This is a genomic window from Zeimonas arvi, from assembly GCF_008039575.1.
GTDB lineage: Bacteria > Pseudomonadota > Gammaproteobacteria > Burkholderiales > Burkholderiaceae_E > Zeimonas > Zeimonas arvi.
In genome coordinates this window covers 59,002-72,438 of record NZ_VDUY01000001.1, presented here as the reverse complement: position 1 = coordinate 72,438, position 13,437 = coordinate 59,002, and the positions used below count along the sequence as shown (strand labels likewise).

Below are 13,437 nucleotides of genomic sequence, written 5' to 3'. Positions count from 1 at the left end.
CGCCGGTCACTGCTTCTTGTACTGCTGGTACTGCGGTGTCTTGTCCATCGGGTGGCCGGCGCGCTCCAGCGCCTCGGCCGCCTCGGGCGGCATGTAGTTCTCGTCGTGCTTGGCCAGCACCTCGCTGGCGCGGAAGCTGCCGTCGGGCTGGATCGAGCCCTGCGCGACCACGCCCTTGCCCTCCTTGAACAGGTCGGGAAGGATGCCGGTGTAGGACACCTGGATCGACTTCGCGCTGTCGGTGACCACGAACACCACGCTGGTGCCGTCGCCCACGCGCTTCAGGCTGCCGGTCTCGACCAGGCCGCCCACGCGGAACGGCCGACCGGCGGGCGCCTTGCCTTCGGCGATCTCGCTGGGCGTGTAGAAGAAGACCAGGTTGCTGCGGAAGGCGTTGAGCACCAGCGCGGCGGCCACGCCGATCGCGGCCAGGCCCACCAGGATCAGGATCAGTCTCTTGTGACGCGGTTTCATTCGGTTTCCGTTCTGCGAGCCGGCCGGGCCGACTCGTGTTCTTCCCGAGCTTCGTCCACGCGCTGCCATGCGGCCTTACGGCGCTGTCGCAGCGACCACATCTCGGCGGCCACGCACAAGGCCATCATCGCGTACGAGCTCCAGATGTAGAAGCCGTGGCCGCCCATCGCCAGCCATTCGCTCATTTCGCGCCCTCCGCGCGGCGCAGGTCGGCCACCCAGTCGTTGAGCGCCTCGCGCTCGATCATGATGCTGCGCACCCGGTGCAGCGCAACCGCGATCGCGTAGGCCCAGGCGGCGAAGGTCATCAGCAGCATCGCGGTGAGCATGGTCTCGGCCATCTTGGGCGCGGCGGTCATCGAGATCGTGGCGCCCTGGTGCAGCGTGTTCCACCAGCGCACCGAGAAGTAGATGATCGGCACGTTGACCACGCCCACAAGGGCAAGAAGCGCGGTGGCGCGGTCGGCCCGGCGGGGATCGTCGATCGCGGCGCGCAGCGCCATGTAGCCCAGATACAGGAAGAGCAGGATGAGCGTGGACGTGAGGCGTGCGTCCCAGACCCAGTAGGTGCCCCAGGTGGGCCGGCCCCAGAAGGCGCCGGTCCACAGCGACGCGAAGGCGAACATCGCGCCGGTGGGCGCCAGTGCCTGCGCCATCATGGCCGACAGCCGCGTGTTCAGCACCAGCGACAGGGCGCACCAGAAGGCCATCACCAGATAGATGAACATCGCCATCCACGCCGCAGGCACGTGGATGAAGATGATCCGGTAGGACTCGCCCTGCTGCCAGTCGGTGGGCGCGACGAAGAAGCCCACGTAGAGCCCGGCGATCGCGAGCACCGCGGCGGTCCAGCCGAACCACGGGATCATGCGGCCGGCCAGCGGATAGAAGCGCGCGGGCGAGGCGAACTGGAACCAGAAACTGCCTGTCATGTCATTCGTGTGCAATTCTAACCGCGAGCGCCGCGGCGAACGGGCCGAACAGCCAGGCCAGGATCAGCCCGGCGCCGAGCAGCGAAAGGTGCGCGCCCGCGCCCAGCCCGGCCATCTCCGATTCGACCGACCCGGCGCCGAAGATCAGCACCGGTACCGCCAGTGGCAGGACCAGCAGGGCGAGCAGCGAGGCGCCACCGCGCGCGCCGAGCGTGAGCGCCGCGGTGACCGCACCCAGCCAGGAAAGGATGGGCGTGCCCAGTGCCAGCGACGCCACCAGCACCGCGATGGCCTCGGGCGGCAGGCCGAACTGCAGGCCGGCCAGCGGCGCCAGCAGGACCAGCGGCAGGCCGGTGGCCAGCCAGTGGGCCAGCACCTTGCCCGCCACCAGGGCCGGCAGGGGGGCCGGCGCCAGCAGGATCTGCTCGAGCGTGCCGTCGGCCCAGTCGGCCGCGAACAGCCTGGGCAGGCCCAGCAGCGTGGCCAGCAGGGCCGCCACCCAGGCGATGCCCGAGGCGATGGCGCGCAGGAGTTGCGGGTCTGGGCTCACCGCGAGCGGAAACAGGCTGGCCACCAGCAGGAAGAACAGCAGCACCACCGCCAGCTCGGCACGCGACTGCGCGGCCAGCTTCAGGTCGCGCCGGCAGGCCCAGGCCACGGCGCCGACCACGCCGAAGATCGGGGCGTCGCGGATCTCCGGAGCGCGGCCAGCGGGCATGTCCGAAGACGAGGTCACGCTCAGGCTCCCGCGTAGTCGCCGAGCGACAGCTCGATCGGCGCGCTGCTCACCGGCAGCCGCTGGTGGGTCGCCACGATCGCGATCCCGCCGCGCGCGAGGTGGGCGTCGAGCAACTCGCCGAACAGCGTCTGGCCGGCGGTGTCGAGCGCGGTGGCCGGTTCGTCGAGCAGCCAGAGCGGACGCTGGGATGCGGCCAGCCGGGCCAGCGACACGCGCCGCCGCTGGCCGGCCGACAGCCGCCCGAAGGGCAGCTTCGCCTGGCGCGCCAGGCCCACCCAGGCGAGCAGTTCGGCGGGGGGCGGCGCGCGGTCCGCGCCGTCGAGCTCGCGCTGCAGGCGCAGGTTCTCGCCCGCAGCCAGGTTGTCCTTCCAGCCGGCCGCGTGCCCCTGGAACAGGCAGGCGGCGTGCCACTCCGGCGAGGAGACTCGGCGCGGCGCACCGTTCCAGCGGACCTCGCCCGCGATGGGCCGCACCAGGCCGGCGACCGCGCGCAGCAGGGTCGTCTTGCCGGTGCCGTTCGGCCCGGTCAGCGCGAGCCAGTCGCCGGGCGGCACCTCGAAGCCCAGCCCCGAGAACAGCGTCCGGATGCCGGCGGCGCAGGCCAGTCCGCTCACGGCGATACCGGCGGTCACTGTTCGACGACCCGGTCGACCACGAGGGTGATGCCGGTGTTGCCCGGTTTCGCCGCGACCGTCTCGCCGATCAGGTCTCCCGGCTTGCGCATCGCGTCGCCCGAAGGGCTGATGCGGGCCTCCAGCACGATCTCGCCGACGGTCGACAGCAGGCGCGAGGGATCCATCGCATTGTCGTCGCCCAGCTCGAAGGCCAGCGGCAGCGAATCGGCCGGCTGGCGCAGCACGGCGACCGGAATCCGGGGGCCCTCAGCCGCCCGGGCGATCACGAAGAGCGTGGCGCCCGCAGGCACCTTGCCGGACAGCGCCGGGGCGAGCTCCACTCGGCCGCTCAGAACGGCAGGGCCCGTCGGCGCCGCAGGCTGCCCGCCGGAGGCAGGCGTCTGGCCGCGCGCGGCGAGTTCGGCGTCGATCCGCGCCACGACCTCGCCGATCTGCGTCGCATCCTGCGAGCCGGGCGGCAGCGTGCCGAGCAACTGGGCGAGATAGCGGCGCGCCGCGGGCAGGTCGCCGGCCCGGTAGCGCGCGGCGCCCATCAGCGCGATCGCCTTGGGGTCGTTCGGGTCGGCGGCCAGTGCCTGCTCGAGCAGCTCGGTCGGTCGGCCGGAGAAGTCGCCGCCTGCGGCGAGCGCGGTGGATTCGGCGTAGTCGGCAAGCAAGCGGGCATTGGGCGGCAGCAGGCCGGTCGCCTTGCCGAAGGCCTCGATCGCGGCGCCGTGATCGCCGATCATCTTGTAGGCCTCGGCCAGCACCGCCCAGGCCTCGCCGTCCTTGGGGTTCGCGCGCAGCCGCGCCTCGATCTCGGCCACCAGCGCGTCGAATTGCGCCTGGGGGCTGCCGGCGAGGTCGCCGGAGCGGCCTTCGAGCTGGGCCAGTGCGATCTCGGGCGAGCCCACCGCGCGATAGGCGCCGACCGCGACCAGCGGCAGCAGCACCGCGAGCGCGAGGCCCGCGAGCCTCGGCGTACGCGAGCGGGATGCCTGCGCATCCTGCGGCGCCGGTTGCCCGGCGTCGGCGATCGCTTCCGGCGGCAGTTCCTCGGCCATCTGGCGAAGCAGGTCGGCCAGCGCCTGCTCGGCCTCGGCGTCGGTGAGGCGGCCGGCGTCGCGCTCGCGCCCGATCTCGTCGCGGCGGTCGCGGAACACCGCGAGCCGTCGGTCGAGATCGTCGTCGGCGACCGCAATCGACTTGCGCGAGAAGAGCGGCCACACCACGGCCGCGGTCACGACCAGGGTCAGGAGCGCGATGGAAACCCAGAGCAGCATCAGAGGCAGCGGCGGGACGGTGACGCCCCAGCGTTCCGGAAAACTGACGATTGTCGCACAGGCCGGGAAGACCTTTCCGGGGTCAGGCAGTGCGCCATGGTCATCCGCGCCGGGGCGAGCGCCTCTTCTGCCCCGGCGTCAGTTCCTGGCCATTCGCCGCTTAAGCGCGAACCAGCCCGACAGCACCCAGACGAGCACGGTGAACACGGCGAGCCCAGCCGACACCGGCCGGTCGACGAAGCCCAGAAGATTGCCTTCGGACTTGATCATCGAGGTGATGAAGTTCTCCTCGAGCATCTTGCCGAGCAGCATTCCGAGGATGGCCGGTGCGATGGGGAATCTGTGCGCCTCGAGGAACCAGCCGAGCAGGCCGAAGCCGATCAGGATCCACAGGTCGAACGGGGAATTGTTGATCGCGAACGAACCGACCACGCAGAACATCAGGATCACCGGCATCAGGATGTTGCGCGGGGTGCGCAGCAGCCGGGTGGCGGCCTTGATGCACAGCCAACCCAGCGGCAGCATGAGCAGGTTGGCCAGGATGAACACCGCGAACACCGCGTAGATGTTCTCGGGGCTGTTGATGAAGATCGTGGGCCCCGGGTTCATGTTCTTCATGTACAGCACGCCGATCACGATCGCGGTGATCGAGTCGCCGGGGATTCCGAACACCAGGGCGGGAATCCACGCGCTGGCCAGCGCGCTGTTGTTGGCGGCGCCGGCCTCGACCAGGCCCTCGGGGTGGCCGGTGCCGAACTTCTCGGGCTCCTTCGAGGTCTTCCGGCTCAAGGCGTAGGACATCCAGGCCGCCATGTCTGCGCCGGCCCCGGGCAGCGCGCCGACCGCGGTCCCGAGAAGGCTGCCGCGCAGGGTCTGCTTGCGGTACTTGATGATCATGCCGCCCATGCCGCGGAAGACCGAGCCCACCTGGGCCTTGACCGCGTCGATCTGGGTCGGCGCGACCGAAAAGCGCAGGATCTCGGAAACCGCGAACAGCCCGATCATCGCGGGGATCAGGCTCACGCCGCCCAGCAGGTCGGCATTGCCGAAGGTGAAGCGCGGGTGCGCGGCCGGATTCTCCAGGCCCACCGCGCCGAACAGCAGGCCCAGGAACAGCGTGACCATGCCGCGCAGCGGCTGGTCGCCGGCGATGAACACCGCGCAGGTGAGTCCCAGCAGCACCAGCCAGAAGTACTCGAAGGAGCTGAACTGGAGCGCGAACTCGGCCAGCGAGGGTGCCGCGAAGATCAGCACCAGGGTGCCGAACAGGCCGCCGATTGCCGAGAAGACCAGCGCGATGCCCAGCGCGGTCTCGGCCTGGCCCTTGCGGGTCATTGCATAGGATTCGTCGACGTAGGCCGCCGAGGCAGGCGTGCCCGGGATGCGCACCAGGCAGCCGGGGATGTCGCCGGCGAAGATCGCCATGGCGGTGGCGGTCACCATGACGGCCACCGCCGGGATCGGCGGCAGGAAGAAGGTGATCGGCACCAGCAGGGCGGTGGCCATCGTGGCGGTGAGTCCGGGGACGGCGCCGACGAAGAGCCCGAACAGGGCGGAGCCGAGCATCGCCAGCAGCACGTCCATGCTGGCGACCATTTGCAGGGCAGTGAGTACGGCTTCCATCGTGAGCTCCGTGGGCGCTTACCAGGCGATCGGCTGCAGCAGGCCCCAGGGCAGGGGGACCTTGAGCAGCTTGTAGAAGCCGGTGTGGATGATGAGGGTCGCCACGATCGCGACCGGAACGACCCGGGACGCGCGCACGCCGTAGCTCCACATCAGCGCGGACAGCATCAGCAGCGAGCAGACGATGAAGCCGAGCGCGTCGACAGCCAGCACGTAGAAGAACAGCGAGCCCAGCGTCACGGCGAACGCCAGCAATCCGCGGCGCGATGTCGCCTGGGCAGCGAACACCGGTTCGCCGCTGCGCAGCCCTTGCAGGAGCAGCAGCACCGAGGCGATCGCCAGACCCGCGGCAACCACGATCGGGTACAGGGCCGCGCCATAGGGCTGTCCGGGGATCGCGGGGAAATCCTTGACGTGCCAGAGCACGACGAGCGACAGCGCGAGCAGCACTGCGCCGATGACGGTATCGTTCACGCGCACGACGCGGGCCTCGGAGGGTGGGGAACGGAGAGAGCAGGGAACGGAAAGAGAGAGAGCGCGGCGGCCGTTGCGGCCGCCGCGAGGCGCTGTCAGGCGCTTACTTCGCCAGGCCGACGGCCTTCATGACCGCGCCCTTGGACTCGTCTTCCTTGGCCATGAAGTCGCCGAATTCCTTCGGACCGCCCCAGGTGGCGCCGAAGCCGCGCGAGGCGAGGAAGTCTGCGTAGGCCTTCGAGTCGTAGATCTTCTTGGCGGCGGCCGCCAGCTTGTCCACGATGTCCTGCGGCATGCCCTTCGGACCCGCGATGCCGCGCCAGGCGCCGTTGGTCCAGTTGCTGCCGGTGACGTCCTTGAGCAGCGGCACCTTCGGGAACAGGTTGTCGGGCTTGGTGTCCATCAGGACCAGCGGGCGTACCCGGCCGGCGTCGATCAGCGCGCGGGCCTCGGGCAGCGAGCACGAGACCATGTCGAGGCCGCCGGCGACCAGGTCCTGCAGGCCGGGTGCGGCGCCCTGGCTGGGCACCCAGGTGATGGCGTCGCCTGCCAGCTTGGACTCGACCAGCATGCCCGCCAGGCCCAGGTGCCAGATGCCGCCCTGGCCGGTGCCGGCCGACTTCATCTTGCCCGGATTGGCCTTGGCGGCGTCGAGCAGATCCTGCGCGGTCTTGATCGGGGAGTCGGCCCGCACGAACACCGCGTTCGGATCGTAGTTGACCAGCGCCACCGGCGTGAGGTCCTTGTAGCTCAGCTGGGTCAGGCCGGCGTGCCGCATCATCGCGATCTCGACGGTCACCAGGCCCAGCGTGTAGCCGTCGGGCTTGCTCATGGCGATGGCCTGGTGGCCGACGACGCCGCTGCCGCCGGTCCGGTTGACCACGTTGACCGGCTGGCCCAGTTCCTTCTCGAGTTCGGCCGCCATGAAGCGGGCCACGGCATCGGTGCCGCCGCCGGCGCCCCAGGGCACGATCATCTGGATGGGGCGCTCGGGCCAGGCGGCCATGGCCGGCGCGCTGGCCAGGCCGAAGCTCAGGGCGGCTGCGGTGGCGCTGAGCGCGCCGAGCAGGTTGCGACGTTTCATTTGCGGTTCTCCTCTGGGGTCGTTTGTGCTGCGATCGCTCGCGGCCGGCCTGGCCGGCGCGCAACGGGCGTCAATCGTACTGGTATACAAGTACACCAGGCAAACGGTCGGCGATCCACGGGGATGCCGGCCGGCCCTTTCAGCCCCGAAGCGAAATGCCTTGCTCCATTCGTTCGGCTAACACGAACAGGAATTTCATGCATTGCTCGAGTTGCTCGACTTCGACGTGCTCGTCCGGCTGGTGGGCCACCGCGATGCGGCCCGGTCCGCAGACGACGGTGGGCACCCCGATGTCCTGAAGGATGCCGGCTTCGGTGCCGAAGCTCACGCGGCCCGGCACGAAGTGACCGCACAGCGGCATGATCGCCTTGGCCAGGTAGGTGTTGCCGCGTTCGTCGAGCGCCGGCGTGTCGAAGACCTCCTCGATCGCGATGCCGCACTCGGGCGAGATCGCCTTCATGGCCGGCTCCAGCCCGTCGCAGAAGGCCCGGATGCGGGCCAGGATGTCGGTGGCGCGCTGGCCGGGCAGGGCGCGGATCTCGAGCAGGAACTCGCAGTCCTTCGCGGTGATGTTGTGGGCGGTGCCGCCCTGGATGCGGCCCACGTGCACGCTGGTGTGCGGGAACTCGAAGCCGTCGTGGCGGGCCGCCGCGCGCAGTTCCTGCTGCAGTTCGCTCACGAAGTGGATGATCTCGGCGGCGATCTCGACCGCCGAGACCCCGCTGTCGCGAAGCGACGAATGCACCGAGTGGCCGCGCACCTTGACCTTGAAGCCCGCCGCGCCCTTGTTGGCGACCACCACCTGCATCGAGGTCGGCTCGCCGATCAGGCAGGCGGCCGGCTTGACCGGCGCGCTGGCCAGGTGCCCGGCCAACTGCCGCATGCCGTGCATGTTCGTTTCCTCGTTGTAGGAGAGGGCGACGTGCAGCGGCTGCTTCAGTCCGCCCGCGGCAAAGCGCGGCGCCGCGTCGAGCACGCAGGCGATGAAGCCCTTCATGTCGGCCGAGCCGCGGGCGTACAGATTGTCGCCCTTGCGGGTCAGCACGAAGGGATCTGTCGTCCAGGCCTGGCCGGCCACCGGCACCACGTCGGAGTGACCCGACAGCATCAGGCCCGGCACGTCCTCCGGACCGATCGTGGCGAACAGGTTGGCCTTGCCGGGCTCCGGCGCGTGCTGGACCATGACCTTGGCGCCCACGGCTTCCAGCCGTTCGGCGGCCCAGTCGATCAGCGCCGCGTTGCTGTTGGCGCTGACGGTGTCGAAGGCGACCAGCCTTTCCAGGGTGGCGAGGGGGGCTTGCGGGCGCTTGTCGGTCATTTTTCGGGATGCCTGCGGCAGTGTCGGGGCGTTACGGGGATTGGTCGGCGCAGTTTAGCGCGCTACCATGGCGCAATCTCCGGAAGCACCGGCAATCCGGCGCCTTTTCGTCAATTCCCGGGCGGCTGCCTCAGCGTCCAGCCCGCACGCACAGGAGTCATCGATGAATGCCCCCGAGAACAAGCGCCTGACCGCAGAAGCCGCCGTCGACCTGAGCCACTGGTGGATGCCTTTCACCGCCAACCGGCAGTTCAAGGCCAATCCCAGGCTGGTGTCCTCGGCCAAGGGCGTCTTCTACAAGACGCCGGAAGGGCGGGAGATCCTCGACGCGACCTCGGGTCTCTGGTGCGTGAATGCCGGGCATGGTCGCGAGGAAATCGTCGCGGCCGCCGCCCGCCAGCTGCAGGAGATGGACTTCGCGCCCTCGTTCCAGTTCGGCCACCCGATCGGCTTCGAGTTCGCCAACCGCCTGATCGAGATCGCGCCCAAGGGCTTCGACAAGGTCTTCTACGTCAACTCCGGCTCCGAGGCCGTCGACACCGCGCTCAAGATCGCGCTCGCCTATCATCGGGTGCGCGGCGAGGCCCAGCGCACCCGCCTGATCGGCCGCGAGCGCGGCTACCACGGGGTGGGCTTTGGCGGCATCTCGGTGGGCGGCATGGTCAACAACCGCAAGGCCTTCTCCGGCGCGCTGCTGCCGGCGGTCGACCACCTGCCCCACACGCACGATCTCGAGCACAACGCCTTCTCGCGCGGCCAGCCGGCCTGGGGCGCCCACCTGGCCGACGATCTCGAGCGACTGGTGGCCCTGCACGGCGCCGAGACCATCGCCGCGGTCATCGTCGAGCCGGTGGCGGGGTCCACCGGCGTGCTGCTGCCGCCCAAGGGCTATCTCGAGAAGCTGCGCGCGCTGTGCGACAAGCACGGCATCCTGCTGATCTTCGACGAGGTCATCACCGGCTTCGGCCGGCTCGGCACACCCTTCGCGGCCGACCGCTTCGGCGTCAAGCCCGACCTGTTCACCACCGCCAAGGGGCTCACCAACGCCACGATCCCGATGGGCGCGGTGTTCGCCACCGCCAAGGTGCACGACGCCTTCATGAACGGCCCCGAGGGGATGATCGAGCTGTTCCACGGCTATACCTACTCGGGCCATCCGGTCGCCTGCGCAGCCGGCATCGCCACGCTCGACATCTACCAGCGCGAAGGCCTGCTCACTCGCGCCACGAGGCTCGAGAAGGAATGGGAAGACGCGATGCACTCGCTGCGTGACCTTCCCAACGTGATCGACATCCGCAACATCGGCCTGGTCGGCGCGATCGAACTGTCGCCGCGCAACGGCGTGGTGGGCGCGCGCGCCTACGATGCGATGGTCGCAGCCTTCGACGAGGGGCTGATGATCCGCGTGACCGGCGACACGATCGCGATGTCGCCGCCGCTGATCCTGGAGTCGGCGCACATCGAGCGCATCGTTTCGACGCTTCGGAAGGTGCTTTCGGCGCTCGAGTAAGGCTGACACGGCGCGCACTTTGCGCGGCGCGGCCGGGGGCCCGATGCCTGCGCCGGGTCCCGGGTGCGCTGTCCGCTTCGCGGAAACGCTTGGTCGCGCGGGCGCTCAGCCCCGTCGCGGAACGCAACTCGCCCCGCCTGCGGCGGGCCTCGGACAGCGTTCCGCTCTCGCTTCGCTCGCCGGGTCTTCGCTGCGCTCCCGCGCCAGCGCACACGGGACGCGGCGCAGGCATCGGGCCCCCGGCCGCGAGGCGAATCGTGCGCGGCTCGAATTGCGGTATGCCGGGTGCGGTTGACCGGGCGGCAAGCGCCTTCCTCCGCTAAGCTTGGTCTTTCCTGCTGTGCGTTTCCTGTGCCGAGCGCCGGCCGGTCTTGCCGCTTCTGTCGGCTCGCTGCCTGCAAACGAACCTTGAACGGAGGATGCGATGCCAACGATCGTGATCGACGGCCGTGAGGCCGACCTCGGTCACGGGCTGAAGGTGCGGCGGGTGCTGCCCTTCGCCAGGCGGAGGATGGTGGGGCCGTTCATCTTCTTCGACCATGCGGGGCCGGTGACGATGTCGTGCCAGGAAGGCCGCAGGGCCGACGTGCGGCCGCATCCGCACATCGGGCTCTGCACCTTGAGTTACTTGCTGGGCGGGGCGATCACGCATCGCGACAGCCTGGGCGTGAAACAGGTGATCCGGCCCGGCGAGGTCAACTGGATGACGGCGGGACGGGGCATTGCGCACTCCGAGCGCTTCGATACGCCGGATGCCTTCGCAGGGGGCGGGCTCGAACTGTTGCAGTCTTGGATCGCGCTGCCCGAGGCCGAGGAGGAGTGCGAGCCGGCCTTCGAGAATCACCCGGCTGCCGACCTGCCCGAGGCCGACGAGCCCGGAGTGCGGATGCGGTTGATCGCCGGCGATGCCTTCGGCATGCGCAGCCCGGTGGGCGTGCGCTCGCCGATGTTCTACCTGCACCTCGAGGCCGAGGCCGGTGCTCGCATCCCCTTGCCCGAGGGCCACGCCGAGCGCGCGGCCTATGTCGCCAGGGGCGAGTTCGAACTGGATGCCCAGCGCCACCGCACGGGTCGCATGCTGGTCTTCGATGCAGGCGAGCGGCCGGCGATGATCGCGCGCGAGCCGTCGACGGTGATGCTGCTGGGCGGCGAGCCGCTGGGCGAGCGGCACATCTGGTGGAACTTCGTGTCCTCGCGCAGGGAGCGGATCGAGCAGGCGAAGGCGGACTGGAAGGCCGGGCGCTTCGTGCTGCCGCCCGACGACCGCGAGGAGTTCATCCCGCTGCCGGAGTGACGCTGGCAGGCGGGGTACGTTTCGGGGCGGCGCGAGGGGGGCGGGCCGGGCTTTTTCGGACTCGACGCGCTGTCCGCTTCGCGGAAACGCTTGGTCGCGCGGCCGTTCAGCCCCGTCGCGGAACGCAACTCAGCCCGCCTTCGGCGGTCTTCAGACAGCGTTCCGCTCTCGCTGCGCTCGCCGGGTCTTCGCTGCGCCCCCGCGCCGGCGCACAAGAGTCCGAAAAAACCCGACCCGCCCCCCTCGCGCTGGATGCCTCGGTGCGCCCGCCCGACCGCGTCACCCAGTTCGCGGCGCCACCGCCGCAGCCGCGAGCCCATGCGACGGCTTCGCCGTCGCGGCGCGCGCAGCGCGCCATGGCTACGGCGAAACCGTCGCGCGTCGAGGGCCGGACGGGTGGGTGCCGATTCACGGGCCCGTGTGCGCTGGCGCGGGAGCGCAGCGAAGACCCGGCGCGCGCAGCGCGAGCGGAACGCTGTCCGAGGACCGCCGAAGGCGGGCCGAGTTGCGTTCCGCGGCCGGGGCTGAGCGTCCGCGCGACCAAGCGTTTCCGCGAAGCGGACAGCGCACCCGGGCCCGTGAATCGGCACCCACCCGACCGGCCCCCGCCCCCGCCTCAGTTGAGCTGCGTCACGAATTTCGTGTTCAGGTACCCGTCGAAGGTCTCCATCCCCCCCTCGCTCCCCCACCCGCTGTCCTTGATCCCGCCGAAGGGGGTCTCGGCCAGCGCCATGCCGAAGTGGTTGATGTTGACCATGCCGGCCTCGATGCCGGTCGAGGCGGCGTGCGCGTTCTTCAGCGAGGTGGTGAACACGTACGAGGCCAGTCCGTAGGGCAGGCTGTTGGCGCGCCGGATCACCTCGTCGGTGTCCCTGAAGCGCACAAAGGGCGCGATCGGGCCGAAGGGCTCGCTGGTCATCAGCAGCGAGTCGTCGGGCACGTTGGTCACGATGGTCGGCGCGAAGAAACTGCCGGCCTCCGAGACGCGGCCTCCGCCCAGCTCGATGCAGCCGCCGCGCATGTTGGCGTCCTCCACGAAGGCTTCCATCTGTGGCACGCGGCGCTCGTGCGCCAGCGGACCCATCTTCACGCCTTCCTCCAGGCCCGAGCCGACCTTCATTTCGCGGGTCTTCTCGATGAAGCGCGCCAGGAAGCGGTCGTAGATCTTCTCATGCAGGTAGAAGCGGGTCGGCGACACGCACACCTGTCCGGCGTTGCGGAACTTGAAGGCCTGCAGCAGGTCGGCGGCGCGCTCGACGTCGGCGTCGTCGAAGACGATGACCGGCGAGTGGCCGCCGAGTTCCATCGTGCTGCGCTTCATGTGCTGGGCGGCCATCGCGGCGAGCTGGCGGCCCACCGGCACCGATCCGGTGAACGAGATCTTGCGCACGATCGGCGATTCGATCAGGTGCTTCGACACTTCGGGCGGCACGCCCCAGACCAGGTTCAGCACGCCCGGGGGGAGGCCGGCGTCGTGGAAGGCGCGGGCGAGCGCCACGCAGGCGCTGGGCGCGTCCTCGGGCCCCTTCAGGACGATCGTGCACCCCGACGCGAGCGCGGCGGCGATCTTGCGGATCGCCTGGCTGGCCGGGAAGTTCCACGGCGTGAAGGCGGCGCAGACGCCCACCGGCTCGCGGACCACGAACTGGCGAACCTGGTCGTTGCGCGGCGGGATCACCCGGCCGTAGATCCGGCGGCCTTCCTCGGCGTTCCACTCGGTGTGCTCGGCGCAGCTCAGCACTTCGCCGACCGCCTCGGCCATCGGCTTGCCCATGTCCAGCACGATGTTGCGGGCGATGTCCTTCGCGCGCTCGCGCAGCAGGCTTGCCGCCTTGCGCAGGATCGCGCTGCGCTCGAGCGGCGACACGCGCTTCCACTCGCCGAAGGCGCGCTGCGCGGCGGCCAGCGCGCGGTCGAGATCCTCGCGCGTGGCGTGGGGCAGCTGAGCGAGCACCGAGCCGTCGGCCGGGTTGGTCACCGGCTGGGTCTTGCGCCCCTCGGCGCCGGTGAACTGTCCGTCGATGTAGAGGCTGAGCGTTTCGTACATGCCGCGGTTCTCCTGTAGTCCGGTTTCCGGATCGATCCAAAAGCGG

The 13,437-nt window shown here is 70.1% G+C and carries 13 protein-coding genes; 2 read left to right on the top strand and 11 right to left on the bottom strand.

What is annotated here, in order from left to right:
* Positions 1–6: 6 nt before the first annotated feature.
* From ccmE to argE, 10 genes are all read right to left on the bottom strand, one after another.
* Positions 7–474, bottom strand: coding sequence for a cytochrome c maturation protein CcmE (gene ccmE / locus FHP08_RS00315; RefSeq protein WP_147702323.1), 468 nt, complete (start codon positions 472–474; stop codon positions 7–9).
* A complete protein-coding gene (ccmD, locus tag FHP08_RS00310) occupies positions 471–659 on the bottom strand; it encodes a heme exporter protein CcmD (protein WP_147702322.1) in 189 nt (62 codons plus the stop codon). The genes ccmE and ccmD overlap by 4 nt, the downstream gene beginning before the upstream one ends.
* A complete protein-coding gene (gene ccmC / locus FHP08_RS00305) occupies positions 656–1,405 on the bottom strand; it encodes a heme ABC transporter permease CcmC (RefSeq protein ID WP_147702321.1) in 750 nt (249 codons plus the stop codon). The genes ccmD and ccmC overlap by 4 nt, the downstream gene beginning before the upstream one ends.
* Position 1,406: 1 nt before the next feature.
* Positions 1,407–2,141 (bottom strand): heme exporter protein CcmB, encoded by a 735-nt coding sequence (ccmB, locus tag FHP08_RS00300; RefSeq protein ID WP_225878973.1) that lies wholly within the window; start codon positions 2,139–2,141, stop codon positions 1,407–1,409.
* 2 nt (positions 2,142–2,143) lie between these two features.
* Complete coding sequence (ccmA, locus tag FHP08_RS00295) at positions 2,144–2,776, bottom strand: cytochrome c biogenesis heme-transporting ATPase CcmA (protein WP_222707785.1); 633 nt, start codon at positions 2,774–2,776, stop codon at positions 2,144–2,146.
* The gene (ccmI, locus tag FHP08_RS00290; protein WP_147702320.1) at positions 2,773–4,041 is read right to left on the bottom strand and encodes a c-type cytochrome biogenesis protein CcmI; all 1,269 of its coding nucleotides are present in this window, start codon (positions 4,039–4,041) and stop codon (positions 2,773–2,775) included. Before ccmI ends, ccmA begins: the two co-directional genes overlap by 4 nt.
* Positions 4,042–4,179: 138 nt before the next feature.
* Positions 4,180–5,664, bottom strand: coding sequence for a tripartite tricarboxylate transporter permease (locus FHP08_RS00285; RefSeq protein ID WP_147702319.1), 1,485 nt, complete (start codon positions 5,662–5,664; stop codon positions 4,180–4,182).
* Positions 5,665–5,682: 18 nt separating this feature from the next.
* The gene (locus FHP08_RS00280; protein WP_187272108.1) at positions 5,683–6,138 is read right to left on the bottom strand and encodes a tripartite tricarboxylate transporter TctB family protein; all 456 of its coding nucleotides are present in this window, start codon (positions 6,136–6,138) and stop codon (positions 5,683–5,685) included.
* A gap of 103 nt (positions 6,139–6,241) precedes the next feature.
* A complete protein-coding gene (locus FHP08_RS00275; protein ID WP_147702317.1) occupies positions 6,242–7,222 on the bottom strand; it encodes a tripartite tricarboxylate transporter substrate binding protein in 981 nt (326 codons plus the stop codon).
* 139 nt (positions 7,223–7,361) lie between these two features.
* The gene (gene argE, locus FHP08_RS00270; RefSeq protein WP_147702316.1) at positions 7,362–8,540 is read right to left on the bottom strand and encodes an acetylornithine deacetylase; all 1,179 of its coding nucleotides are present in this window, start codon (positions 8,538–8,540) and stop codon (positions 7,362–7,364) included.
* A gap of 163 nt (positions 8,541–8,703) precedes the next feature.
* On the opposite strand from argE, the gene FHP08_RS00265 reads away from it, so the two are divergent.
* On the top strand, positions 8,704–10,050 hold the full coding sequence (locus FHP08_RS00265; protein WP_147702315.1) for an aspartate aminotransferase family protein: 1,347 nt from the start codon (positions 8,704–8,706) through the stop codon (positions 10,048–10,050).
* Positions 10,051–10,474: 424 nt separating this feature from the next.
* Positions 10,475–11,344, top strand: a complete 870-nt coding sequence (locus FHP08_RS00260) for a pirin family protein (RefSeq protein ID WP_147702314.1) — start codon at positions 10,475–10,477, stop codon at positions 11,342–11,344.
* A gap of 616 nt (positions 11,345–11,960) precedes the next feature.
* Here FHP08_RS00260 and FHP08_RS00255 read toward each other — a convergent pair.
* Complete coding sequence (locus FHP08_RS00255) at positions 11,961–13,391, bottom strand: NAD-dependent succinate-semialdehyde dehydrogenase (protein WP_147702313.1); 1,431 nt, start codon at positions 13,389–13,391, stop codon at positions 11,961–11,963.
* Positions 13,392–13,437: the final 46 nt, after the last annotated feature.

Coding starts and splice junctions, on each gene's coding strand:
- ccmE (WP_147702323.1), bottom strand. CDS start 474: ATGAAACCGCGTCACAAGAGACTGATCCTGATCCTGGTGGGCCTGGCC.
- ccmD (WP_147702322.1), bottom strand. CDS start 659: ATGAGCGAATGGCTGGCGATGGGCGGCCACGGCTTCTACATCTGGAGC.
- ccmC (WP_147702321.1), bottom strand. CDS start 1,405: ATGACAGGCAGTTTCTGGTTCCAGTTCGCCTCGCCCGCGCGCTTCTAT.
- ccmI (WP_147702320.1), bottom strand. CDS start 4,041: ATGCTGCTCTGGGTTTCCATCGCGCTCCTGACCCTGGTCGTGACCGCG.
- FHP08_RS00285 (WP_147702319.1), bottom strand. CDS start 5,664: ATGGAAGCCGTACTCACTGCCCTGCAAATGGTCGCCAGCATGGACGTG.
- FHP08_RS00275 (WP_147702317.1), bottom strand. CDS start 7,222: ATGAAACGTCGCAACCTGCTCGGCGCGCTCAGCGCCACCGCAGCCGCC.
- argE (WP_147702316.1), bottom strand. CDS start 8,540: ATGACCGACAAGCGCCCGCAAGCCCCCCTCGCCACCCTGGAAAGGCTG.
- FHP08_RS00265 (WP_147702315.1), top strand. CDS start 8,704: ATGAATGCCCCCGAGAACAAGCGCCTGACCGCAGAAGCCGCCGTCGAC.
- FHP08_RS00260 (WP_147702314.1), top strand. CDS start 10,475: ATGCCAACGATCGTGATCGACGGCCGTGAGGCCGACCTCGGTCACGGG.
- FHP08_RS00255 (WP_147702313.1), bottom strand. CDS start 13,391: ATGTACGAAACGCTCAGCCTCTACATCGACGGACAGTTCACCGGCGCC.